This is a genomic window from Larkinella knui (assembly GCF_003858645.1).
GTDB lineage: Bacteria > Bacteroidota > Bacteroidia > Cytophagales > Spirosomataceae > Larkinella > Larkinella knui.
The window spans coordinates 396,739-420,817 of record NZ_RQJP01000001.1; the positions used below are offsets into that span (position 1 = coordinate 396,739).

General features: G+C 52.7%; 17 protein-coding genes. 3 read left to right on the top strand and 14 right to left on the bottom strand.

What is annotated here, in order from left to right:
- Positions 1-21: 21 nt before the first annotated feature.
- Positions 22-621, bottom strand: a complete 600-nt coding sequence (locus EHT87_RS01600; RefSeq protein WP_124903174.1) for a nucleotide exchange factor GrpE — start codon at positions 619-621, stop codon at positions 22-24.
- 174 nt (positions 622-795) lie between these two features.
- Between EHT87_RS01600 and queG the strand changes: the two genes are divergently transcribed.
- Entirely contained in the window at positions 796-1,755 is a 960-nt protein-coding gene (queG, locus tag EHT87_RS01605) for a tRNA epoxyqueuosine(34) reductase QueG (protein WP_229320793.1), read from the top strand.
- Between the two features lie 273 nt (positions 1,756-2,028).
- On the opposite strand, the gene EHT87_RS01610 is transcribed toward queG, so the two are convergent.
- The 9 genes from EHT87_RS01610 to EHT87_RS01650 all read right to left on the bottom strand — a co-directional run bounded on the left by EHT87_RS01610 (position 2,029) and on the right by EHT87_RS01650 (position 15,100).
- Positions 2,029-4,365, bottom strand: coding sequence for a right-handed parallel beta-helix repeat-containing protein (locus tag EHT87_RS01610; protein ID WP_124903176.1), 2,337 nt, complete (start codon positions 4,363-4,365; stop codon positions 2,029-2,031).
- A gap of 79 nt (positions 4,366-4,444) precedes the next feature.
- Positions 4,445-5,965: a flavin monoamine oxidase family protein gene (locus EHT87_RS01615; protein WP_124903178.1), complete on the bottom strand. Its 1,521-nt coding sequence runs from the start codon at positions 5,963-5,965 to the stop codon at positions 4,445-4,447.
- Entirely contained in the window at positions 5,904-9,641 is a 3,738-nt protein-coding gene (locus tag EHT87_RS01620; RefSeq protein ID WP_124903180.1) for a hypothetical protein, read from the bottom strand. Before EHT87_RS01620 ends, EHT87_RS01615 begins: the two co-directional genes overlap by 62 nt.
- Before the next feature lie 89 nt (positions 9,642-9,730).
- Positions 9,731-10,705, bottom strand: coding sequence for a hypothetical protein (locus tag EHT87_RS01625; RefSeq protein WP_124903182.1), 975 nt, complete (start codon positions 10,703-10,705; stop codon positions 9,731-9,733).
- 30 nt (positions 10,706-10,735) lie between these two features.
- Positions 10,736-11,074 carry an antibiotic biosynthesis monooxygenase family protein gene (locus tag EHT87_RS01630; RefSeq protein WP_124903184.1) on the bottom strand — a complete coding sequence of 113 codons (339 nt, stop codon included), beginning with the start codon at positions 11,072-11,074 and terminating at the stop codon, positions 10,736-10,738.
- Between the two features lie 382 nt (positions 11,075-11,456).
- A complete protein-coding gene (locus tag EHT87_RS01635; protein WP_124903186.1) occupies positions 11,457-12,347 on the bottom strand; it encodes a sugar phosphate isomerase/epimerase family protein in 891 nt (296 codons plus the stop codon).
- A 112-nt stretch (positions 12,348-12,459) separates the two neighbouring features.
- The gene (locus tag EHT87_RS01640; RefSeq protein ID WP_124903188.1) at positions 12,460-13,236 is read right to left on the bottom strand and encodes an SDR family NAD(P)-dependent oxidoreductase; all 777 of its coding nucleotides are present in this window, start codon (positions 13,234-13,236) and stop codon (positions 12,460-12,462) included.
- A 72-nt stretch (positions 13,237-13,308) separates the two neighbouring features.
- Complete coding sequence (locus EHT87_RS01645; RefSeq protein ID WP_124903190.1) at positions 13,309-14,334, bottom strand: zinc-binding dehydrogenase; 1,026 nt, start codon at positions 14,332-14,334, stop codon at positions 13,309-13,311.
- 61 nt (positions 14,335-14,395) lie between these two features.
- The gene (locus tag EHT87_RS01650) at positions 14,396-15,100 is read right to left on the bottom strand and encodes an orotidine 5'-phosphate decarboxylase / HUMPS family protein (RefSeq protein ID WP_124903192.1); all 705 of its coding nucleotides are present in this window, start codon (positions 15,098-15,100) and stop codon (positions 14,396-14,398) included.
- 211 nt (positions 15,101-15,311) lie between these two features.
- Here EHT87_RS01650 and EHT87_RS01655 point away from each other — a divergent pair, with 211 nt between their 5' ends.
- Together EHT87_RS01655 and EHT87_RS01660 are read left to right on the top strand one after the other, a co-directional pair.
- Positions 15,312-16,130, top strand: coding sequence for an HpcH/HpaI aldolase family protein (locus EHT87_RS01655; protein ID WP_124903194.1), 819 nt, complete (start codon positions 15,312-15,314; stop codon positions 16,128-16,130).
- A gap of 92 nt (positions 16,131-16,222) precedes the next feature.
- The gene (locus EHT87_RS01660; RefSeq protein ID WP_124905963.1) at positions 16,223-17,203 is read left to right on the top strand and encodes a Gfo/Idh/MocA family protein; all 981 of its coding nucleotides are present in this window, start codon (positions 16,223-16,225) and stop codon (positions 17,201-17,203) included.
- An 18-nt stretch (positions 17,204-17,221) separates the two neighbouring features.
- On the opposite strand, the gene EHT87_RS01665 is transcribed toward EHT87_RS01660, so the two are convergent.
- The 4 genes from EHT87_RS01665 to EHT87_RS01680 are packed head-to-tail and all read right to left on the bottom strand — an operon-like array spanning position 17,222 to position 24,073.
- Positions 17,222-18,781 (bottom strand): calcineurin-like phosphoesterase C-terminal domain-containing protein, encoded by a 1,560-nt coding sequence (locus tag EHT87_RS01665; RefSeq protein ID WP_124903196.1) that lies wholly within the window; start codon positions 18,779-18,781, stop codon positions 17,222-17,224.
- A gap of 18 nt (positions 18,782-18,799) precedes the next feature.
- On the bottom strand, positions 18,800-21,232 hold the full coding sequence (locus tag EHT87_RS01670) for a beta-N-acetylhexosaminidase family protein (protein ID WP_229320795.1): 2,433 nt from the start codon (positions 21,230-21,232) through the stop codon (positions 18,800-18,802).
- Position 21,233: 1 nt separating this feature from the next.
- Complete coding sequence (locus EHT87_RS01675; RefSeq protein WP_124903198.1) at positions 21,234-23,111, bottom strand: sialidase/neuraminidase family protein; 1,878 nt, start codon at positions 23,109-23,111, stop codon at positions 21,234-21,236.
- 2 nt (positions 23,112-23,113) lie between these two features.
- Complete coding sequence (locus EHT87_RS01680) at positions 23,114-24,073, bottom strand: metallophosphoesterase family protein (protein WP_124903200.1); 960 nt, start codon at positions 24,071-24,073, stop codon at positions 23,114-23,116.
- Between the last annotated feature and the right edge of the window lie 6 nt (positions 24,074-24,079).

A 24,079-nucleotide genomic window follows, 5' to 3' on the forward strand; every position in this document is an offset into this window, starting at 1 on the left:
GTCCTGTCATAATAGTATCATTCAGGAGCCCAAAATCACTTTTGCAAACCGGATCACCTTATCATTCAGCAAATAGCCTTTTTCGGTTTCGTCAATGATTTTTCCTTTCAGATCATCACTGGGAGCCGGAAACTGGGTGATCGCTTCGTGCAAATCAGGATTGAAAACCTGGCCCAGTGAGTCCATTGGTTTAACTCCTTTGGATTCCAGAACTTTATAGAATTTAGTAAAGATCAGTTTCACCCCTTCTTTCAACGCTTCCACATCCGAGGTGTTTTCGGCCGATTTCAGTGCCCGCTCGAAATCATCGAGCACGGGCAGCAGAGCCACCAGGAGCCCTTCGTTGGCGTTCGAGATCAGATCGATTTTCTCTTTGGCCGTCCGACGGCGGAAATTTTCAAAATCGGCATACAGCCGCAGGTATTTATCTTTTAAATCGAACAGTTCAACACTGACTTTATCGAATTCTGTGATAACCTGTTCGCCCGTTGCGCCGGATTCAACATCGTCCGTCGTATTGTCAGTCGGGACATCTGAAACCACGTTTGATTCACGGGCGGTATTGTCAGGTTGCTGCGTTATTTCCTGCTCTTCGGTATTCAAAGTTTCTTTATTTTCCATACGCTTGGTTGTATTTCGTCGCCACCACATAGTAGTTGTAAAAGTTGCAAATTCATTGCCAATTTTCAGAATACTGACAAGATGGCATTTTTATTCGTGACCTGGTACTGTTAAATTTGACAACTGATCGTTAAATGTGTCATACTCTGGTTGATAAAACCGCCAAACCGGGGTATGAAGTTCAGGCAATTTATGATTTCTATACCGCAAAAACATACCCGATTGCTCAAATCCAAAGCCGCCGAACTGGGCTTCGATTTCTGCGGGATTTCCAACGCTGAATTTCTGGAAGAGGAGGCCCCCCGGCTCGAATCGTGGCTCGACCGGCAGATGCACGGTAAGATGGGGTATATGGCAAATCACTTCGACAAACGGCTTGATCCGCGACTTCTGGTCGATGGTGCCAGGTCGGTGGTGACGGTTTTGCTGAATTACTATCCGGAGAAAACCATCGCCTGCGAGGAGGACGGATATAAGATTTCGAAATACGCCTACGGTACAGACTATCACTTTGTTATCAAAAATAAACTGAAAGAACTACTGGCGTTTGTTCACGAAGAAATTGGCGAAGTTGGCGGGCGGTTTTTTGTCGATTCCGCCCCGGTGATGGATAAGGTTTGGGCCAAACGCAGCGGTTTGGGCTGGGTAGGCAAACACACCAATCTGATCACCCGCGAGATGGGTAGTTTTGTCTTTATCGGCGAACTGATTCTGGATCTGGAATTAATTCCTGACGGCCCCATCGCCGACTATTGTGGCACCTGTACCCGCTGCATCGACGCCTGCCCAACCGATGCCATTACCGATCCGTACGTGGTCGACGGCAGTAAGTGCATTTCCTATTTCACAATCGAGCTGAAAGAAGCCATACCGGACGAGGTAAAAGGGAAGTTTGAAAACTGGATTTTCGGCTGCGACATTTGTCAGGATGTCTGTCCGTGGAACCGGTTTTCCCGCCCCCATCATACCCCGGATTTTGACCCAAACCCCGCGCTGACGGAGTTCACAAAAAACGATTGGGAAGAAATAACCCAGGAAATTTTTCAGGAAATTTTCCGACGTTCCGCCGTGAAACGAACGAAACTGGAAGGGCTGAAACGCAATGTTGCGTTTGTGAAATTGAATGAGGAATAGGAATACTATCAAACTGTTGTAAACAGAAAAAAACACGCTGGGAAACTTTGGAACGACTGAATTTTTACCCCGGAGAGGTTATCTGTTACTAGAAAAACCGATTCTTTTTTCTTTTGAAGCCCCGGAGGGGCGTCCTGAAGCAATTTTAAATTAGGATGCCCCTCCGGGGCTTGATTTTACGACTATGATCCGCTTGACTAGTAACAGGTAACCCCTACGGGGCTGGTTCTACACTTTAGTGTTTGCTGATGCGTTTAGGGAAAAATAGAGCAATCACTTTAACGGCAAGGTCAGCTTCACCGTTTGCTGGTTTCGGATCACGGTGACGGCCATTCGCCCCGTCCAGTTGACCTGCTGCTGAATGGCGACCAGCCGGCCGAGGTTGGGGGTTTCCTCCTGGTTGGCCGTTCGAATCACGTCGCCATTTTTCAGCCCCGAGTTTTCGAGCAGACTCCCTTTGGGAATATTTACGACAATGACGCCCTTTTCGTCCGGCAGACCAAAAGCCGAACGGTCGCCGAGGCCCTGCACATTTCGTAGGGATGCGCCCAGCCAGACCAGTTCCTGAACCGATTCTTCAAACCGGTGGTCCAGCAAAACCGGTAATTTCGGCGCGCGGGCCAGGGCACGGAGCGACGCTTTTTGGACGCCAAACTGATTCATCGGGAAGTTCTGAAAACCGGTTTTTAGCGCCGGACTGGTTGGGCTGACCTGATAATTCCCCGCATCGGCCTGAACAAACGCCGGGTCGCCAAACGCGCTGTGGAAATCCGTGCCGCTCTGGCGGGCTTTTTCAAGCGCGGCCTGATCCAGAAAGAGATTAAAATCCACTTCCTGGCCCCATTCCTTGATGCCAATGGGAAAATAGGGCCGCATGACGATGTTTTTCCGAAAAATGTCCTGGCTGTTTTTAAACCAGACGTGGGGGTGGAAGGAGTTGTTAATCAGGATGTTGTTCTCCGCCGTCCGGTAAAATCCCTCGCGGAATTTCAGCCCGCCATTCAGCAGCACGTTGTTGTAAATGTGGTAATTGCTGCTGCCATCGTCCAGATCGATGTCCCAGCCGTGGTCGCAGCGAAACCGGTTGTTGCGGATGATGACGGTTTGCTGGGCATCGAGCCGTATGAGCTCGGGATGTGCGGCCACCAGACTGTCCATCGTCTGGCGGTTGGGGTGCCAAAACCGATCGCGGCCCCAGGAGTTAAAGGCCCCGTGATCGCCGGTTTCCAACACCGTATCGAACACATCGTTAAACTCCAGCAGGTGCCCGCCCCAGGTGCCATCGCCGATGTTGATACCGGATCGGGGTACCTGATAGATCGTGTTGTGCCGAACGACAATCCCGGAAGCCATTGCAATTTCGACGCCAGCCGACTGCTTTTCGATCTGTCCGATGTCGTGAATGAGGTTGTTGGCAGCTACGCATTCGGCGGGATAGCGGTCATTTTTCGGCCCCGGTTTCAGATCCATCCGACCGTAAGGAACAAATTCTTCATACCGAAAGGCGGGCGACCGAACGGCCGACGAATCACCCACGAAGCTGATGGCGCTGGCACCGATGTCGTGAAAATGGCACCCTTCAACGGCTGATTTCCGGTTATAACGGCTCATCATCAACGCATTACCACCCAGGTCGGCAAATTCGCAGTCGTCGATCCGGCACTGTTCGGTATTTTCCAGAAAAACCGCAGCACCGCGATACAGCATCCAGTCGCTCCGCAGCAGCGGCTCATACGGTTCCATAAACGTCCGTTCAGCATTTACAAACCGGATGCCCCGGATGCGGACTTCTTTCAGCGGTTTTTCGCGTGAACCGGTTAATTCGATCAGGCTTTTCAGATGAGATACGACCACGGTGGCGGTTTCGGGATTGATTCCCGCGGGCGGAATCAGGGAAAGCAGCTGCGTTTTGCGATCGTAAAACCATTCGCCCGGCGCGTCCAGCTCTTCAAAAACACTTTCGACAAACCGCTCGCTGGGGTGCAGGGGTGCGGGCCTATTGTTCTGCCAGCCGCCTTCCTGCTGGAGTTTTCCGTTTGTTTTTCCGGTAATCCGGTAATGAAAATCGCCCCATTCGCCCTGGTGAAGAGCATGAATAAAACCACCTTCGGGAGACTTCCACCGGCTGATCCGCTGGTCGCTCAGGGCATCGGCGGCTGTGCCGTTGAAGACGTGCGCTTTGGCATCATAGTTGGGATACCGCGCTAGAATCTGCTTCTTGCCGTTCAGGAAAAGTTGCTCAAAAGGCGGTCCTTCGACGCGGGCGGTCCACGTGTTTCCGGTGGTTTTCTGCCAGTGGAGCGCCAGCTTTCTTCCTCCGCTCAGTTCGGCTTTCTCCTTTTGAAAGGCGCTGATGGTTAGCGATTTATCGTTACTGGTCTGGGGGGTGATGCGTACGGTTTCCGGCAAATAATACGTACCTTTCCGAAGAAGAATCTCGACGGTTTGCTGCGGAGCGGTTCTTGCCTTTTCCAGGGCTTTCCCAACAGATGCCAACGGCAATGCAAGCGTTCCGGGGTTGGTGTCCTTACCCGAAGGCGCGACGTAAAACCGGGTCTGTGCCTGAAGCGTCAGCGTATGAAAGACAAAAAAAAGCAGGTACAGTCTCATGAGTACAGTCGGGTTTAAGCCCGGTAAATTCTACATTCCTACCTTCGAACGTTCCAGTTCTACCACTGCTTTTTTAGCCTCAAGAATGGGTTTCCAGCTTTGGCCGGCCGTTTCCTTGTACTATTTTCAAAATGCCTTCTGCGGCTTTGCGGCCGGTTTCGGCGGCTCCGTTCATGAAGCCCTGAAATGATTGGCTGCAATGTTCACCCGCAAAGAAAATAGTGCCTACTTTTTCGGACTCCGTGTTGCCGATGGCCGAAACCTGCCCCACTTTATAGCACGCGTAAGCACCCCGCGCCAGGCGGTTTTCGTTCCAGTTGTAATAGCCCTTTCGACCGTTGGCCGCGCGTTTCATTCCCGGGAAAACCCGGTCGCAGCCGTCGAGATACTGCTGATACTGCGAAATTGTCAGGTTTTTCCCTTTGTCGGCTCCCAGAAAAAGACTGTAACCGCCGGGGCCCCGGTTGCCGGTTTGCATCTGGCTGCTGTCCCAGCCATTGTGAATATGATCGCTCAGGACATACCCCGAATACCCTTCCGGTCGCCAGATTCGCTCGTTGACCCCGATGAACAATTTGGATTGCATCCCGTAGCCCAATTCCTGAATGCACCGGCGCTTCCGGGCGGGCATATCGACTTTAAAATCGACTTCGCGCAGGACCGAGAAGGGCAAGGTTATGATCAGAAAATCGGCTCCGACCTGTTTGCCGTTGGCAAAAGACAGTTCATAACCGGAATCCTTCGGAGCAATCCTTTCCAGGTGAAAACCGGTATGAATCGGGCTTTTAAGGCGTTTGTATAGCTCGGTAACGATCTTTTCATTGCCGCCGATGACCTTAAACCGCTCGTCGCTTTCGCCGTAGATCTCAAACCCGTTCGACGTATCGGTTTTCAGGACCACCAGCAGATTCAGGCTCGTTTGGTCTCCAGCCGGCAAACCCAATTCACTGGTGAACGACGAACTGATGAGGTTGAATAGCCAGCCCGTAATACCGATGCGGGTCAGGTATTCGTCAATCGACTGATGATCCAGCACTTTGACAAGGAGATGGTTAGGGTCGAGCGATTCGGGTAAACTGTCGATGTCCTGCTGAATCCGCCCGGCAAAGGGCCGGAACGCTTCGATGATTTCCTGCTCCCGAATCCGCCGACCACCGAAGTAGTAATCCGTACCGATCAGCTTCTTTTCGGCGGGCGTTTTCAGGTCCAGCAGCGGGAGTTGAAACGCGCGGCAGAACGCCAGCATGTCGCTATGATTGGAGTCGATAAATTCGCCCCCCATTTCGGTGATAATGCCCGGTGCCACCACGTTTTCGGCCGACACGATCCGCCCGCCGGTACGGGCCGACGATTCATACAAAGTTGGCTGAAAACCGGCTTTTTCGAGGTGCCAGGCCGCCGTCAGCCCCGCCATACCGGCTCCAATGATCACAATCCGGGGGGCGGTTTGCGTTCGGCACTTCGACAGCAGCGGCAGCAAACCACCGGCCAGCACCAAACCGGACGTTTGGCGGAGGAAACTACGCCGGGATACCGGTTCACTGGTTGGCCGTACGCTTTCGTTTCGGAGAAGACGAACGATTTTTGGGATTCGGGGCATGGGTTTTAGGCAGAGTACGGTGGTGATTTCGGCGTTGCCAGAAGTGTTTCCGGCTCTTGTTCGGATCGAACAGAATATTGAAAAGCAAGAAAAGAATCAGCCCGATAAAAACCAGCTTTATTGCTAAATGAGCCAGATCCAGGGGGTCATAGCAACTCTGGTAGGGTAGGATTTCAAACTTAAATAGTCGTTGGGAAATTCCGTCAAGCCATTTTATTGGCAATAAAAACCAAGATGGTATGTCTTCCAAATTGACAAATTTTTCTTTTGATCCCGGATCTTCTCTGGCCACTTCATTCACAAAGAAGTCGTGAACAATCTGGTAGAAGCTAAAGGCACCGACAATGGTCACGATGTACTGAATCCGGCGCTGGTATTCGCTGGTCCGTTCTTCCTGTTTGGTGCTGATGAGTTTGTCCATCTGCTCCAGTTTGCTGCGGGCGTCTTTGACCCGTTCCGCAATTCCCCGGCGCTCCATGCCCTCTTTGTAGAGTTCCTGCTCGGTTTTATACTGAAAGACGTCGCCGAGAATATCATCGTTCAGCAGATCGTCGATCACGTTGCGTTGCTCGATAAGTTCGGGAATCGTCAGGCGGGATTTATCCGTACGCAAATCGTTCAGCAGCGTATTCAGGCGGTTTTCGGCATCACGCGCGACCATGTCGTTGTGTGCCAGCACCGCGCTTGGAATCAGTAAGTACGCGTTGATTCCGAGGGTGTCCCAGAACGTATCCATCACATCGTCGCCGTACCCCAGCATGGCCATCACCCCGCGGTGAATCACCATAAAGGACGATTCCGTTTTGCTGTTGGGGAGCGGTACCAGGGTGTCGTCAATCTCCTGGAGGCCCATGCGGTCGTAATCAAAAATACCCAGACAGATGCCACAATAGGCTTTAAAAACGTAATCGGCGTATTCTTCGGCGGTGAACGGTTCCAGTTCGTCGCTCATGTGGATCGCATCGTCGTGCAAATCCTTATACAGTTCTTTTACTTTGTTCCGGATCTCATTTCGTTTCGCCGGGTCTAAATGCGGATCCAGTTCCTTGCGGAATCCTAAAAAGCTGTCGACATCTGAGAGATCGGTTTCTTCCGTCGAGTCATTTTCCGGATCGGGCGGGCTATCGGTCTTGTTTTCTTCGGGTGAGGTGTCGCCCGTATCAATTTCAACGACGCCCGACCGGATGTTCCGCAGCGAAACGGCCTGATCCGCCTTTTCAATGAGCCGCCCGAATTTATTATTCTGGTTAAACTCGTATTTCACGCCCGTCAGATCCTGCAATAACTGAATGAGGTTATCGGGTTTATCCAGCCAGGTCATTTCATCAGCGACCTCATTTTTGATAAACAACCCGATGATCCTGGATTTTATAAATCCGAAGCCATCCCGAAACGCACCGTACAGACCCTGAAAAAGCCAACTCCAGGTTTTGCCCAGAATGAATAAGCCGACCGCCCAATACAGGGTTTTTTCCAGGATTTCTAGCGGTTCTCGGTTCTGAAAAACGGCCGTCCAGGTCGGTAGTTGCCACTTCCAGCCCTCAGCCAGCCAGATTGGCAGTTGCCGTTGCCAAAGCCACAAAACCGCCAGCCCGGCTAAAAACCAGAACGTAACCCGTCCCCAGGTCTTGACCCGCCAGACCCATTTCTGTAGCTTTTGCTCGAACGACTCGTGGTAGCTGGGGTCGGGCGTGAAAACGGGAAGTGAAAACCACCGCGAAAGAAACGAGTACCATTCCGGTTGCTGGCCTGCATCCGCATCCGAATGAGCAGCTGCCCGATTGGGCAAAGAAAACTCAATCTGGCGCATCAATTTCCGCCGTTCATCTTCATCTTCGTGTTCCTGCGATCCGCTGAAAAACCGCATCAATTTGACAATGTCCAGCTCACTGATGTCTTCGGTATTGGGCTTCAAAACCAGATGCCAGACCCGAACGGCGCTTTTCAAAAAATACGTGTAACTAACGCAGGCCGTCATCTTCACCGAATGGGAGAACCGCGGAAGCACGTCGTCTTTCCGAAGGGATTTTTTGAGTTCTTTTTGATGGGGCGAGTTTTCATCGGTTTGAGGCAGCTGATAAAAACATTCCATACGCCCTTCCGATGTAAACTCAAAATGGGACGGAAATTTCACCGTCACGGTTTGTTCCGGAACCGCATAATACCGGGTGAAATAAGGGGGCTCGGCCTGGTATTTATACGAAAAAAGGTCCGTTTCGCCCGAGTGCGCAACCGGGCAGTATAAGGTATCCGGCTTAGGGCGGTTTTTGTGCCCCCATTCTTTCCGGATAATGCTCCAGATTCGTCCTAAACGGGTCAATTCCGGTTGGGGCGGAGTCATGTCGTGATAGGGATGGATGCCGATCGGTTCAAAATAATCTTCGTCGACCAGAATCTCGAAACCGACGCTGGCCCGGCGGTAGATAAACCGGGGCTGCTCGAGTCGGGGAACATTGTGCAGGTACAAAACCGTAAAATTGTCGTCGAGCCGATGATCAAACAAGGACGCATTGTTGAGTGAAATCGGATCCGAACCTTTCCAGAAACCCTCGATGCTGGACTTGCTTTTCGGTTTGAACTTCGCACTAGCGGCCAAATCTTGCTTGTAATTCGGCTCAGGATAGTCCGAATACAGGTATTTGCCATAGTCGGTAATGAAGCTCATCACCGTTCCGGATTCAATAACGAGGTTATTGCTTTTTTGCAGAACCTGCGGGAAAGTCAGCAGGAAATACTGCCGGGATTTCCGCAGATGTGCATTTTTATCGGTATCCGTGTCGGGTACCGGGTGATGATAGGCAAACTTGAGATACCGGGCATTAATGGCGTGGAAGGCTTCCAGACTGGTAGCCGCCTTTTGCTGAGCGTCTTTGTCCGGGGCAAGAACCGGATTCTGAATCTCATGAAAAACGCCGTTGACGAGATCCGCACCAATCTTTTCGATCAATGTGATGAGCGCCGAGCGCTGGTTTGCTTTCTGCGGATGCTGAAAGGTTAACAACCAGTCTATTACCGTCTGTCTATTCTTTTCCTTGTTGTTGTCGACGATTCGGTTGTTAATACCATATTCTTTCAGTAAACCGGCTACTTTTTGTTCCCCATCGGATTGCAATACGCTGGCAATGAGAATGGTTTCCAATAAAATGGTTCCGGATTTCGGAAAGAAATGCCCGACAAAACCCGCCTGGATTTTACGGGCCACCTGCTTATATTCGTCATTGACAGGTTTATAGGCAAGAATCAGAAATGTGCAGATCTGGGGTATATCAAGCTCGTTTTTTAATTTCTGGCGCTCCTGCGTAGCATCCAGTTTCAGGCTATTGCATTTCCGTAGCCGATCTTTGCATTTCTGAAGATTTTCTGTTGTCGGGATTTGGCTGCGAATTTTCCTTTGTTTTTCCTCAAAGGAGGACGCACCCTGAGGGCTGTTTTCGTCCAGAGTACCGCTGAAAAAATGCTCTTCATTCTGATACAGCTCAAAGAAGTCGTCAACCAGTTCGACATTCGCATGTAAACCCGCCTGATCGACTATAATCTCAAAAATGTAGCCTATTTCCGGCTCTTTTTCTACTTTTTTTAGCGCATCGGGAATCGGCCAGTGCTTTTTTGCCCGGTCCGAGAACTCATTGAACTGCTTAAAAAACGCTTGTTGTTGTAGCCTAAAAGTAGAGTCCATCCAAAAAGATCAGGGTAGGTTCAGGAGAAAAGTTACCCATAATCTTAATCAATTAACATCTGAATCGCAACGGGAACTACTCAATAATTTTAAAGGTCGATACCGGGTATTTCCGTCAGGGCAACAGACTGGTCGTCGACGCGCTGATCAACCAGATTGTCATACATTTCCCGCAGAATATTGCGCCCTTCAGCCGCCAGCCCGGTTAGTTCGGGAGCCGCCGGATTCAGTTTGTGGGTTCCCTGCAGTTGTTGCAAAGCCGCAAGGTCGTGGCTATAATTATCGTAGCCGTAGCGCGTTAGTGAGTCGGGTTCTTTGTTGCGATCGAGACTCTTGGCCAACTCCATCACGAAACGCATGACAACGGTCACCGGAATGGTGTCGGTGAGATTAGTCAGCCACGGAAACGTGAGGAGATACAGGTTGGTAACGATGCCTTTGTCGTCGCCGAGCGGAGGCTGGATGTAGTCGAAATCGATGCGTTTGGCCCCCATCCGGCTAAAAAATTTCAGTCGTTTGGCGGGCGGCATCGAGTCATTTTCGGCATCGGTTTCAAACGGGTTGTTCGATTCGAACAGCACGGCGTTTACGGTTTTGCCATACTGCCCGGCGAAATACCGGATCAAACCCGTCAGCCCCTGTTCGCTCTGAATCAGCGATTCGGCAATTTTTTTCTGATCGGAACCAATTCGAACTCCGCGATAGTGCTGATTGACAAATAGATACGTGACCAAGCCACAGGCGCTGTCGGGATACAGCTCAACGATACAACCGGCGACAAACGTTTTTTCGCCCGCCGGACTCACCAGTGAGCAGGCCATGAGGTGGGTGTGAGGGTCGTCGGTGCCTTCCGCAATCCGCTCTTTTATGAAATCCGGATCTTCCCGTTCGTCGGGGTCCGGAAAATTCGACGGATGTTCATACAGCGCAAAAAAAGCATCGATCAACGCGGCATGCGTTTGCAAATCTTCCGGTTTGGTAATCCAGGTTATTTCATAACTGTCTTGCTCATAGGGGTGTGCGGTTTGAGATGACTCATCCCGGACGGCGGACGCGGTATTCATACGTAACAAGGGTGTTTTGGTGTGTGGTAACTACTCTGAAACGGAGCGGTTAAATTCATAATCTCTTTCGACCCGGGCAACCCGAACCTTAAACGCCTGAAACCATTTCTCCCGGCCCATATCCCGGGCAATGGTATGTTCGGCATGAGCGTACCATTGGCGGATGGCTTCCGAACTTTCCCAATACGAAATCGTGAGTTCAACATCGCCGATCCCGTATTCCAGTCCTAAAAAACCGGGTTGCTCACTGGCCAGCTGTACCATCTTTTCACCCATTTGTTCGTATCCATCGAGGTTTTCGGCATGAACGATGGTGAAAACAACGACGTAATACGGTGGTTCGGGCGTTTGGGCAATCGGAGTATACATGGCCGTATGGTTTAGAGACGGTGACGCATCGAAAGGGCGGTGCGTTTTGTTTGGAAAGCAAAGATGGAAAATTGTCGTTGTAAACGTATCACTTGTCCCTGAAAAGTGTCATTTCGCAAAAAGCGGCCCATTCAGAAAATGAATTCCGAATGGGCCGCTTCTGCGACCTTTTACAAGCAGCTTAAGTAGACTGAAAAGCCCTGGAAGGGCGGTCTGTTACTAGTCCCGGCCTGGTTTCTGCGGTCCTGTAGCTCCGGAGGAGCGGCCTGAGGGAATCTTAGAACGCTCCTCCGGAGCTACCTGCTCGTGGATGAACCGGCGGTGGGACTAGTAACAGGAAAGGCCTCCGGCCTTCTTACAACCACCGTCTTCTTTCGATACTTTACGCTTCCGGCCAGTACTGCGCCATTTTCCGGCGGAGAAACGCCACGCTGCGTTCCAGTTGCGCCATGCCGTCGACGCCGTCCTCAATGCTGATCCAGCCGTCGAAGCCAACGCCTTTCAAGGTCGTAAAAATGGCGTCATAGTCATTCAGCCCTTTGCCAATTTCACCATGACTGAGCCGTTTTGCGTAGCCGACCGCACCACCTTCTTCATTCCGCAAATCCTCGATGGTTCCCGAAAGCAGATACCGGTCGCTGGCGTGCATGGTGACAACCCGATTGGCCACGCGTCCGAGTAACTCCAGCGGATCTTCTCCCGCCAGAAAGGTGTTGCTCGGGTCATAATTTACCCCAAAATTTGGGTCCTGAATTTGATCGACCAACTGACAGAAGACATCCATTTTCTGCGCAAATTCCGGGTATTCCCAAAAGTCGTCTTTGTAATGGTTTTCGATAATGAGCGTAATACCGTGCTCGCGGGCGTAGGGCAAACAGGCTTCAATGCATTCGGCGGCCAGATTGACGCCTTCGTCGATGGTCAGTTCGGGTCGGCGCTGTCCGGAAAGAACGCGGCAATAGGACCCCCCCAGCGCGTAGGTCATGTCGATCCAGCGTTTCTGTTTGGCAATTTCGGCGGCCCGAAAAACCGCATCGGGATGCGTAAAATCCGGCGAGCAGCACATCATCGGAATCACTTTTCCGTGACTTTCCACGTGTTGACGAAACCGCGCCCAGTTGGTTTCATCGGCCATTTCGAGAAATCCCGCGTACCATTCGAGTCCGTCGATATCGAGTTGAACAGCGAGTTCGATCCATTCCGAAACACGCATGGTGCCGTCTTTGCAGAGGGCTTGCATAAAGGCTTTAGGAAAAGCAGCTAGTTTTGGCATTTTTATAGTTTAAGGTTTAGGTTTACGGTAGTCGGTTTACGGTAGTCGGTGGCTGACGCGAGTTAAAAACCATACGTCAGCCACCGACTACCGTAAACCGAATCGTAAACAGTTAGTTCTTCGGCGGATTTCGTCCGATCAACGGGTGTTGCTCCAGATCAACGATCTGGCCACTGATCGGCCCGCTTTCATCAGCCAGCCAGTACACGGCGGCTGCGGCAATTTCGGCGGGCCATAGTATTCGGCCGGATGGCGCAAATACCGCTGGAACGTCCTTGTACCAATCGGCCGCAAAACCCTGTTCATGTTTGCGTCGGGCTTCATTTTCGGTAAGTACCCAGCCCGGATTGATCTGGTTCACGCGCACCCCGTCTTCGCGGTGGAGCGTGTCGCCGAGGTTGCGGGTCAGGGTCATCAACGCGCCTTTCGAAACGCTGTAGGCCATCAGATCCGGCTCACCGCTCCAGCCGTTGACCGAGCCAATGTTCAGCACGCACCCCTTTGTTGCCTTTAAGTGCGGTAAGGCCGCTTTGATGAGTGCGAAAGGAGCGAGGGTGTTCACTTCAAGGATATGCCTGAAAAACGCCAGATCCGTGGTGTGGAGGTTGGAAGTTGCCACCAGAGCCGCATTGTTGACCACCGCATCCAGCCGGCCGAAGGTTTGAATGGCCCGAGCAACCAGCCGTTCCGCAACGCCTTCCTGCGCCAGATCTTCAATGTGCAAAACCGCATTGCCGGGCCCCAATTCCTGCACAACGTCTGCCCCCAGTTCCGGTTCCAGACCGTGAACGACCACCCGCGCACCTTCTTCAACGCAGCGTTTCGCAATGGCTTTCCCAATCCCGGTACAACTGCCGGTAATGATGATGACTTTCTGGTTTAAGCGCATGAGTTAGAATAGAGAGGTGAGCATAAAGAGGTGAGTCTTTTGTCTTTATAATCACCTCTTTATGCTAAAAAGCTACACCGGTTTCAGCACGCTTTTGATCACGTCGCCGTGGTGCATTTTTTCAAACGCTTCATGCCATTCCGAGATCGGCCAGACGCCACCGATGATGGGTTTTACGTCGAGCTGACCGCTGGCTAACAACGCCAGAACGCGCTCCCAGATGGGCCAGTTGTGGCTGAAACTGCCTTGCAGCGTAACGTTTTTCTGCACCAGCGCGTCGAGCGAAAAACCGAGTGGTTGCGGTCCCCAGCCCACTTTAGTGATGTGGCCGTTGGGCCGGACCAGCTGAAGCGCAATTTTTAGCGTGATGCTCGCACCGGCGGCATCGATAATGCAATCGGCCCCCAGACCGTCGCGTTTTTTAGCCCATTCCGTAGCATCGCCAATGATCGCTTCGCACCCGTATTGCTGCGCAATGGCCAGGCGGTGGCGGTCGGCTTCCAGACCCACCACGGCCACTTCGGCACCGCAAAGCCGCGCCATGGCCGCGCACAAAATCCCGATGGTGCCCGGGCCGAGCACAATGACGCGGTCGCCGGGTTTGAGGTGGGAATTGTTGACCACGGCGTTGTAGGCCACGCAGCAGGGTTCGGTCAGGCAGGCTTCCTCAAACGCCAGCGATTCCGGCACCTGGTGCAGGCAGCGCATCGGTACCCGCACAAACCGGGTCATCGCACCGTTGACGCCGTAGCCGAAACCCTTGCGGGTAGGATCGAGGTTATAAAGCCCCTGCCGCGACATCGGATTGTTCGGGTCGATCACGGCGGCCGTTTCGCTCACAACGCGGTCGCCTTCTTTCCAACCCACTACCCGGCTGCCCAATTCGACGATGTGACCGCCGAATTCGTGACCCAGGACAACGGGATAATTGACCGGCCAGCTATGATCGGCGGTCCACTGGTGGAGGTCGCTGCCACACACGCCGACGTTGGCAACTTCCAGCAGCACATCCTCGTCGCCAAGGGTTGGCCGGGGAATTTCACGGATTTCAACCGAGCCTTTCTCGGGAGCAAAATTGACAACAGCAGCAGATTTCATGGCGTATTTTTAGTGTTTAAGCGGGAGGACGCTCCAATCGTCCTCCCTCGACGGGTCGGTTTTATCTTCCAACGGCAACATCGCCGTAGGCGTGAATTTTTTCGCAAATCAGGCGAAGCGAGCTTTCCAGGTCACCGTCGGCGGTCTTGAACGAATCGGCGTCGATGGTCAGCGGAGCACCCAGAACGACCAGTGGAGCACCATATTCCGGACAACGAATGGCCTGCTCCAGCGAAAGCCCACCGACGGCCTGCACCGGAATCTTTACGGCCTGCACCACCTCGCGCAGTTGATCGAGCGGGCTGGGCATCCGTTTTCCCTGGGCGGCAATGCCCCGGCGTTCGTCGTAACCGATGTGGTGAATGATGAAATCGCACCCCAGATCTTCGAGCCATTTGGCCCCCTCCACCATGTCCGGGCAAACCATGTTGTCGCCCATCACCTGCACCCCAAAATCGCGCCCGGCTTTCACCACGCATTTAACCGTTTCGGCATGGGCGCGGGCCATCACCACGACGTAAGACGCTCCGGCTTTGGCCATCATTTCGACTTCGAGATAACCGCCGTCCATGGTTTTCAAATCGGCCACAATGGGAACATTCGGGAACGCTTCGCGCAATTTTCGGACACCGTGTAGTCCTTCCGCCAGAATCAGTGGCGTTCCGGCTTCGAGCCAGTCGACCCCGGCACGCATGGCCATAGCCGCCGTTTCGAGCGCTTCATCGATGTTGGTCAGGTCCAGGGAAATTTGAACAATGGGTTTCATTAACAGGGTTGAATTGGGTGATATAAATGGGGACGTTGTTAAGCCCCAATAGGCTTTTTTTCGTAATGATTACTCATTTTTTACAAAAAAGGCCATTAAACCCTAAATAAATCAGCTCAAAATAGTCGTAATTGGGGATATAATAGTACTATGATTGTGAGCGGTTTAGCGGGCAGAACCGGCGCACTTCAAATTTTGAAAAAAGATTCCAATGGCATCGACTTCAACGTTACTTCAAAAATTGAAAAACGGGCAGAATGTATACGGCACCTGCATCACCTCCACCGCACCCATGTGGCCGGTTTCCCTCCAGCGAGCCGGTCTTGACTTCGTTTTTTTAGATACTGAACACATTCCCCTGGACCGGTCCGAACTGGCGCGGCTGTGTCAGATTTTTCGCGCTTACCACATCACGCCCATTGTCCGCATTCCCAAACCCGATCCGTATCTGGCCTGTCAGGTCATCGACAGTGGCGCGGTGGGCGTCATTGCACCCTATCTGGAGTCGGTCAATCAGGTTAATGAGCTGGTAGGAGCCACCAAATACCGCCCGCTGAAAGGCGAACGGCTCGCCCGGTTTCTGAGCGGAAAAGAACAGATGCCCGACGATCTCCGGCAGTACATCGAAGCTCATAATGCCGGAAACATCTGCATCGCCAACATCGAAAGTGTTCCGGCGCTGGAGCGTCTGGACGCCCTTTTGTCCGTCCCCGGCCTCGATGCGGTTTTCATCGGCCCGCATGATTTGTCCGTCAGTCTGGGCCTTCCCGAGCAATATGATCATCCCGAATTTAAAGCGGCCGTCCGGAAGATTATCCAGACGACACGGCGGAAAGGGTTATCCGTCGGCATTCACTTTTCACAGTCACCGGAGCGCCAGATTTACTGGGTCAAAGAAGGCATAAATATCGTGGTTCACAGTTTCGACGTCGCTCTGTTTGGACAGCGGTTGCGGGATGACATTGGCAGTATCAAAAAAGCCGTTGGCGATCAGTTGACAACGGAAGGCGACTCTTCCCTGGTTATTTAAAACCCGGATGGAATTCGACGCTTCGGGATCGAAGGGTAAAAGAGCAAGCCCTAATCAGTAAATTCCGGGTTTAGGACCCTTATGAACGCATGATGGATCAGATAAAATGGGGAATTATCGGTTGCGGCAACGTAACCGAAGTCAAAAGCGGCCCCGCTTTTAATAAAGTGCCGAACTCATCGCTGGTGGCGGTGATGCGGAGAGACGGCGAACTGGCCGCCGATTATGCCATGCGCCACGGCGTTCCCCGCTGGTATGACGATGTCGACGATCTGATCAATGATCCGGATGTCAACGCCATTTACATTGCCACGCCCCCGGATGTTCATACCGATTACGCCATTCGCGCCATGCGGGCGGGCAAACCGGTGTATATTGAAAAGCCGATGGCCCGGAATTGGGAAGAATGTGACGCCATCAACCAGATGGGTTACAAAACCGGCTTGCCGGTATTTGTCGCGTTCTACCGCCGTTCGCTGCCGTACTTTCTGAAGGTCAAGGAGTTGATCGACCAGAAAGCCATTGGCGACATTCGGCTGGTGAACATCCAGTTGCACTGGCAGCCGTATGCCGAGGAAGTGGGGGAGAATCCGAAACCAAAATGGCGCGTTTTTCCGGAAATCTCCGGCGGTGGCCACTTTCACGATCTGGCGTCGCACCAGTTCGATTTCCTGGAATTTGCGTTAGGGCCGATCAAAACCGCCCGCGGTATGGCGCGGAATCAGGCGGGGTTATACAACGCCGACGACATTGTAATCGCCAATTACGAATTCGAATCCGGTGTTCTCGGAACCGGCAGCTGGTGTTATACCGTGAACAAAGAGCAGCGCATCGACGAAGCGCAACTCATTGGTTCGGAGGGGAAAATTACCTTTTCGTTCTTCGAGAAATTCATCATCAAAGTGGAAACCGCAGCGGGTGTGGAAGAATTTAACCTGCCTTATCCGCCACACGTCCAGCAACCCCTGATCGAAACCATTGTCAGCGAATTGCGGGGCGAAGGCAAATCGCCGAGTTCGGGCGAAACCGGGGCGCGGGCCAACCTGATTATGGACTTAATTACGGCGAAATAAACTACGGCTGTTTGCCGTTTACCGCACTCTGAAAATCCGGTGTGCGGTATCCGTCTGCCCAAACTGATCCGTCGTTCGAACCGTAATCCGGTGTGTTCCCGTCGGTAGGTTTTTAGGCATCGCACCCCGCCAGATGTGGTACGAGATTTCGGGTTCGTCCATTTTCCAGCCCAGAACGTTGTCGAGCTTCGTGCCGTCTACCGTGGCGTCGAGATACGGACTGAGCCGGTGCATCGTTGCCACGGCCGGATCGCCCAACGGCGTAATTTGTAGCGGAATCCAGTCGGTTTGTCCGGCAAGTTGCATTTCGACTTTCGAGCGGGGTGAACCGGCAAAGACGTTGACAAGGACGTGCGTCGTGTCCCAGGCGGTTTTGGGTTGCTCGTCGGGCAAATAGATATTCATCTGGTAATCAGCCGGTCGCCGGGCGGCTTTGAACCGAATCGAATACTGATTCCCGTTGAAGGTCAGCATGGAATAGCCGTTGGGCGCTCCGTCGTTCATGGTAGCGTGCGGGATGCCGAGTTCGTCTTTCAGCCCCGCCCACCAGCTGCCGCAAACCGTCGCATTGATGAAATGGTGGTGCGGTTTTGCACCGGTCCAGCCCCATTTTTCGCCCACAAAAAGGTGCGCCATCGTGTGCGAATGGCCGGACACCGAGAATAGATTCGGTCGTTTTTCGATGAGTTGAAAAAGCGCCTTCCGGTTGTCGCAGATTACAACCGGTGCGTGCATCACCATCACCACCAGCTTGTTTTCCGGAACGTGCGTCAGGTAATTGCGAACAAAATCGAGCTGCGATTCGACAAAGTGCGCTTTGTATTTTCCGTCGGGCGTAAAATAAATGTTTTTCAGCACGATAAAGGCCACCTGCCCGTACTCGAACGCGTAGGAACTCGGCCCGTAAAACCGCTCGAACGTTTCGTCACTAAACCGGTCGTCGGTGGCACCCCGGTTAAAATCGTGGTTGCCGAAGGTCGTATACCACGGCACCCCGATCTGACCAATACCGGCATTGACTTCAGCAAACAGATTGGGGTCGTCGGCCACGATGTCACCGAGCGAAATGCCGAATTTTGCCGGCGTGCCCAGGCATTCTTCCACCACGTCGTGCATGACGTAATTGACCTCCGTGATGCCCCGAACCTGCGGGTCGCCGAAGAGAAACGCCGAAAACCGGTTTTCTTCCTTCTGTTGCCAGAGCGGAAAGTCGATGGAACCGGGCAACGGTCCCGTAGGCGCAACGCCGTCGGTTTTGGTTACCGGCGAGCCGTTGGGTTTGTGCAGGTAATAATGCTGCGGAATCTGATCGGCATTGACCGGTACACCATAACCGGCGGGTTTAATGACGAAAAAACCCGTGTCGTCACCCGCCGGAAGTCGCCATTGGCCCGACTTGTCAGTCAGCGTTACATCCCGCCCGTTCGATACACAAACATTGGCTATACCGGTTTCATTTTTGTCTTTGATGCGGTTTTTATTGAGGTCATTGTAAACCGTCCCGATTGCCGAAGTTTGGGCAAAGGCAAACTGCGCCAGGAACATACTGAGAAGCGAGAGAGGGAGAGCTTGTTTCATTGGATTCAGGATGAATATCTACTTTCGAATCAGCCAGATTTCTGTCACCTGCGAACCGAGTTCCCCTTCACCACAGGTCCAGATGAACGTTACATTTCCGTCTGACAAAGCCGCTTGAGGGACTTCGAATTCGTAGGTTGGTTGTTCACCGGTCTGCATAAAATCATGGATGAGCGAGCCGTCGTCGGTCGTCAGTTTCATGCGGGAGCGAAACCGCCCGGTGTAGGAAATCCGGAGCTTATACGCTGCCGTTGGGTCCAGTTCGTCGTAAGCAATTTTCAAAGGCTGATCGTATAACGTCTTAACCTGTTTCATCCAGGCGCGAGGAGTAATCTGTCCTTTAAAACCGGTTGCCTTGATTTCATCGACCCATTCGACACCGACTAATCCCACACCAAAACCTATTCGGGGCGATTTTAGACTTCCGGGATCAACTTCCCAACTTGTGTGTGAAACCACCCGGTGCCAGCTTTCCGGTGCGCCGAAATGGTCGTAAAAACCGCCCGGTCCAGGGTCGGTTCGGTGCAATAATTCATTAATTTTCAGTAGCCTATCGTTTTCTTCAGTCAGTCTCTCAATTTGAGTGAGTTGATCCAGCAGCCAGGGAGAATCGTTGAGCGGGATGTCGATGTTGTCCACAAAATTACCACGCCCCGACATCGCTCCGTGTTTTTCAACCGTCAGTTGCGCGCCGATCGAACTGAAAAGTGAATCGGCGAGGGCAAAGCATTTTGTCCGATATTCAGCCAGGACCGGGGCCTTCCAGGCTTTTTCAAGAATAGCTCTTGCCTGGATGATAGCTTGTAAAGAACCTCCGGTTTTGGTTGAAATCAGCACATCCCGCGCCTGCTGTTCCAATTCTGTTTCGTACAAAAGCCGTCGCTTCGTATAGGCATCGTAGTACGCCCGAATCAAGCCCATCTGAAAACGCGGATTTTGGAGTACGTTCAAAGGCGCTTGTTTTTCCAGTGATTGCCAGTGGGTCAGTGTCTGGGAAATGGCCTGATTGGTGAGCAGATTGCCGCGCCAGTTTTCTTCCAGTGAAAGCAATCCCTGAGCAACGGTTTCGCAATAATCCGGGCCAATAAACAGCCGGGCGTAGTCGCGCAGGGTTTCGATCACCGGCGTTTCGGGGTCCCAGTCCTGATCGCTCCAGACAAACTTATTGACGTCGTCGTTGGTGCCCTCCGAGTAGCTGATGCTGCCCGCGCCAAATTCGTCAAGGGCGTTATGTATCGCCTTCTCATCGTGGGGCCGGGGATTGATGCTCTCACGGCCACACGTCATCGCCCAGGCCAGATCCCAGTGCGGAACGGGGTATTGTGAGCTGTAATTATGCGTAATGTCGGGGTAATGACGAATTGGGATCGACGGTTTTACGACCTTCCGGATCTCCTGCACCGACATTTTGACCCAGGGTCCGAAAACCACTCCGCCAAACCACGGATATTCCCTGTTAACGTGTTTATAAAACGCATCGAACCAGGCTTGCGTCGGCCGAAAAACCTGCGGAGAAACCCAGATTTTGGCTTTTGGATGGTATTTATTCAATACGGCAGCTTCTTTTTCGAGCCACGCGAACAGCACATCGGGTTCCAGTTCGCCGGGATCACCGCCGGGTACAAACAACGCGTCCAGCTTCGGTATGGCGGCAAAAACGGCGTGACGTTCCTTCAATTCCTGTTGAATCGAATCGGGATGGACGTAATCCAGACCCATGTTCGGATACCACATCCAGACGTCCAGCCCATATTCCCTGCAAATCCGCGACTGCTCACCAATCATCTTGATAGCGGGCAGTTTCATATGCCGGCTGGTGAAATCATCGTCTGTGCGCGGGGGCATAATTTCGATGCTATTCGCCCCAAATAGCGCCAGATCGCGGATGTATTGGTCAAATTGCACGACCGAAAAGGCGTCGTAAGCATTGGTTTTTGGACGATACCCCAGTTGGTGGCCGCGAATCGGATACCGGGGGCTGGTTGCCATTGCGGTTGCGCCGGAAATCAGAATTTTGCCGGGTGTCATCTCGAGTTTGCGCAACAACCGGCCTACGCCATAGAGCAATCCCCGCGCATCTTTCCCCACCACCAGGGCGGTTTTCGCATCTGACAAAATCAGCAATTTATAGCCTTCATGCGCAATGGCGGGCAATCCGTCCAGGGCCTTTTGAAACGACTCCGGCAGGGTTGCTAACTCATTTTCGGTGGTTAAACAAATTAGGGGTTGCCCGGATGCCGGCATTTTCTTCGCAACCGGCAGGCGGATTTGGCTCCGTTTTTCTACTTCCTGTTGCAGAATTTCCAGGCTGCGGAGCAACACTTTTTTGTCTTTTACCAGACAGTATATCTGGGCCCGGGCCAGGTCGATGGGGTTGGCATACGTCCGCATCGCCAGCAAATCAAAACCATGGATAAGCAAAAAAAGCAGCAGAACTGAAAACTTACGCATGTTATTTAATCGCCTTAATCTGAACATCATCAACGTGAAAAACGGCGGCCTTTACCGGTTCGTCGGCACCCGGAAGCGGTGGCCCCGGCTCTTCATTGGGGGTTTTGCGGTTGGGCAGATCCCGGTATGGCCCCGTCCGAAGCGACAATCGCTCGATGGATTGAACGGCTTCGGCCAGGGCGGCTTTTTCCAACACTTTTTTGCCGTCGATACTGAGGTCGTAATGGCCAGCCAGCGTTGCATTCACGCTAAAGGTGAGTTCATACCATTGGCCCGGTTTATAGCGTTGAACCGGTTTTTCGGCGCTGCCATCGGTGGCCACAATGTGGCCTTTTTCGTCGAACCGCAGCCGGACGGGGCGGTTGCCGTAGCGGTCGGTAAGATCAATTTCCAGTGTGCCCGAATCGTTCTGGGAAGCCCGGATTTTTAGCTTCGTTTCGATGCGGTTTCCTTCTTTAAACACCCGAATGGCGCGGGCATAATCATAAGCATCTTTGTCGGTTAATTCCAGGCATTTTCCGCCTGCATCCGGTGTGCTGACCACCGAAACCGGTGCCCATTTCGGGGCATAAATATTCCAGTCTGTAACCGCGCCATTCAGGGTTAAACCGTCGAACCGATCGGCAACCGGGCCGGTGACCGCATACCGCACCGGCGTGGGAATCCGACTGATCCAGATGTCTTCTTTGTTCATGCTGTAGCTGAGCCAGAGGTCGTTGCCCGGCGGATTGCCGTTGCCTTCTTCAATACCGCGCATGTAGCAGGGGCCAAAGTCTTTCCAGCGGCCAAAAAACCGTCGAACCGGTACTTCGCCCTGCACAATCAGCAGGTTATCGAAAAGAATACCGTCGTTGCCGGTGATGATCGTGAGCGGATAGCGGTATTTGTCCGAGTCGATGGGGTTGTAACAAATGGCAAACCGGCCGTCGTCGGTGCGTTGTCCCCACTGCTTGCCTCCCGCCATGATGAGCGTCGGCACCTTGACCGGTTTGGAGAAAGTTTTTCCTTCATCAGTCGACAGGGCGCTGAACGAACGTTTCCACAGGGCCACCACTTTTCCGTCCTTCCGGTGGTAATACGACAGGGCTTTCTGACCTTCCTTGCCACCATAGAAATCGTCTACGCCCCGGTCCTCATCCCACCACTGAAACGTCATGAGTTTGTCGGCTAAAAGCGCATCGCAGGCTTCCCGGAAACCGGTATCCTGCGATTTTTTGTAGAAGGGATAACTCGTGTTGGTTTCGTCCCATTTCACCCCGTTGACCGTCGTATGGCTGCTGTACCGGATGAAATAAATCGGGCCATAACTGCCGTTTTTCAACACTTCCCGAACCACCCGCCCGATTCCGCCCTGACCGAACGGATCTTCCGTGTGACCGTAGAAGGCCAGCACGAGCAACCGGCCGTTGGGTGCCGAGTAAAAACCCATCCGCTGGTGCATCATGTACCCTTTGGATTTGTCCGGAATTTTCACGCCGGCGGGGGCCACGTAGGGCGGAAAAACCACTTCCGGTTTGCTCCATTGGCGACCGTCTTTGGAAGTCATGACAAGGGTTTGCCCCGGCGCAATGTGTTCATCGACCGGATTGCTCAGGTATTGCTGGTAAAACGTATTGTTCCAATAACAGAGATTGGACCCGTGGTTATACGTCCAGCCCTGGCCGTCGGCCAGTTCGGGATGGGTGCGGTTGGCGCGCATCGTTTGGCGGCTTTCGACACCGATTGCGTACCGCAGCCGGCCGTCGTGCACATTCGGGTCGATGGTTTCACCGCCCACGTAGCGTACCGGTTCGGCCGGGCTTCCGGTTTGCGCCCGGACACCGGAACCACAAAGCAGCGTGAATAAAAGGAAACAGGCCGGGTTTAGGGGGACTTTCATTTTTATTGATTCACGGGGGAAAAGCGCAGTTTTTTTGCCCGGATTTCGGGTCGGTCGTAGGCTTTGTTTTTGTCAGGAAAGCCAATGTCCCAGGGCGACGGGCCGACCCATTCCGACTTTTTACCGGCAATGTCGATCACACCATCAGTTGAAATTTCGACCACCGTATACAGCGGGTCTTTATAGGGGGCGGTGTATTTGATCCACTTGAAATTTTTGTCAATTTCGTCGCTGTACCGAACATGGCCGTAGTCTTCGCCGAGCCATTTGTAAGACATGGAGTTGATGCAGATATACCAGATTCCGTTCACTTCTTCGGCCCGGTCGTAGTGGATGTGGCCGTAGAAATTGGCGATGATTTTCGCTGTTTTGGTTTTGGCGTTATGCGCTTCCAGTATCGCCCGGACCTCGGCAGCGTTATCGACCCCGTCGAGTCCTAAACCCTGGTGCGAAAAGATGACGATGGGGGTGGTGGCCTGCGCCAGTTCCGCTTTCAGCCAGGCCAGTTGCGTGGTTCCAATGTGTTCCTGATAACCTTTCAGCTCCGGGGATTTTTTGTCGTTGCCATCGAGCACGATAAATCGAAAGCCCTGTTGGTCAAAGGTATAATACGATGAAGGCATTTTTCGAGTAGCCAAAGCCTGCGCCAGGGATGTGCCACCGTCCATTTCGTGGTTGCCGATGAGGTGGTATTTCGGGCCGGGATACGCATCCCAGATCGCGAAGGCATACGCGTATTTTTCGGCGGGCGTACTGAAATCACCGAGTTCGATGATGAAGTCCGGTTTGGCGGTTTTCATACTGTCCATGAAAGCCGTCAGCCGGGCCTGGCTGTCGTGCATGGTCGGGATGTGGACATCGGAAAATAGCCCGATTTTTACCTTTTTTATTTCTTTTTTCTGCGAAAAAGAAAAGGTAGTAATCAGACAAAGAATAGGTAAAAGAAAATGGAGGCATTTCATTGGTAA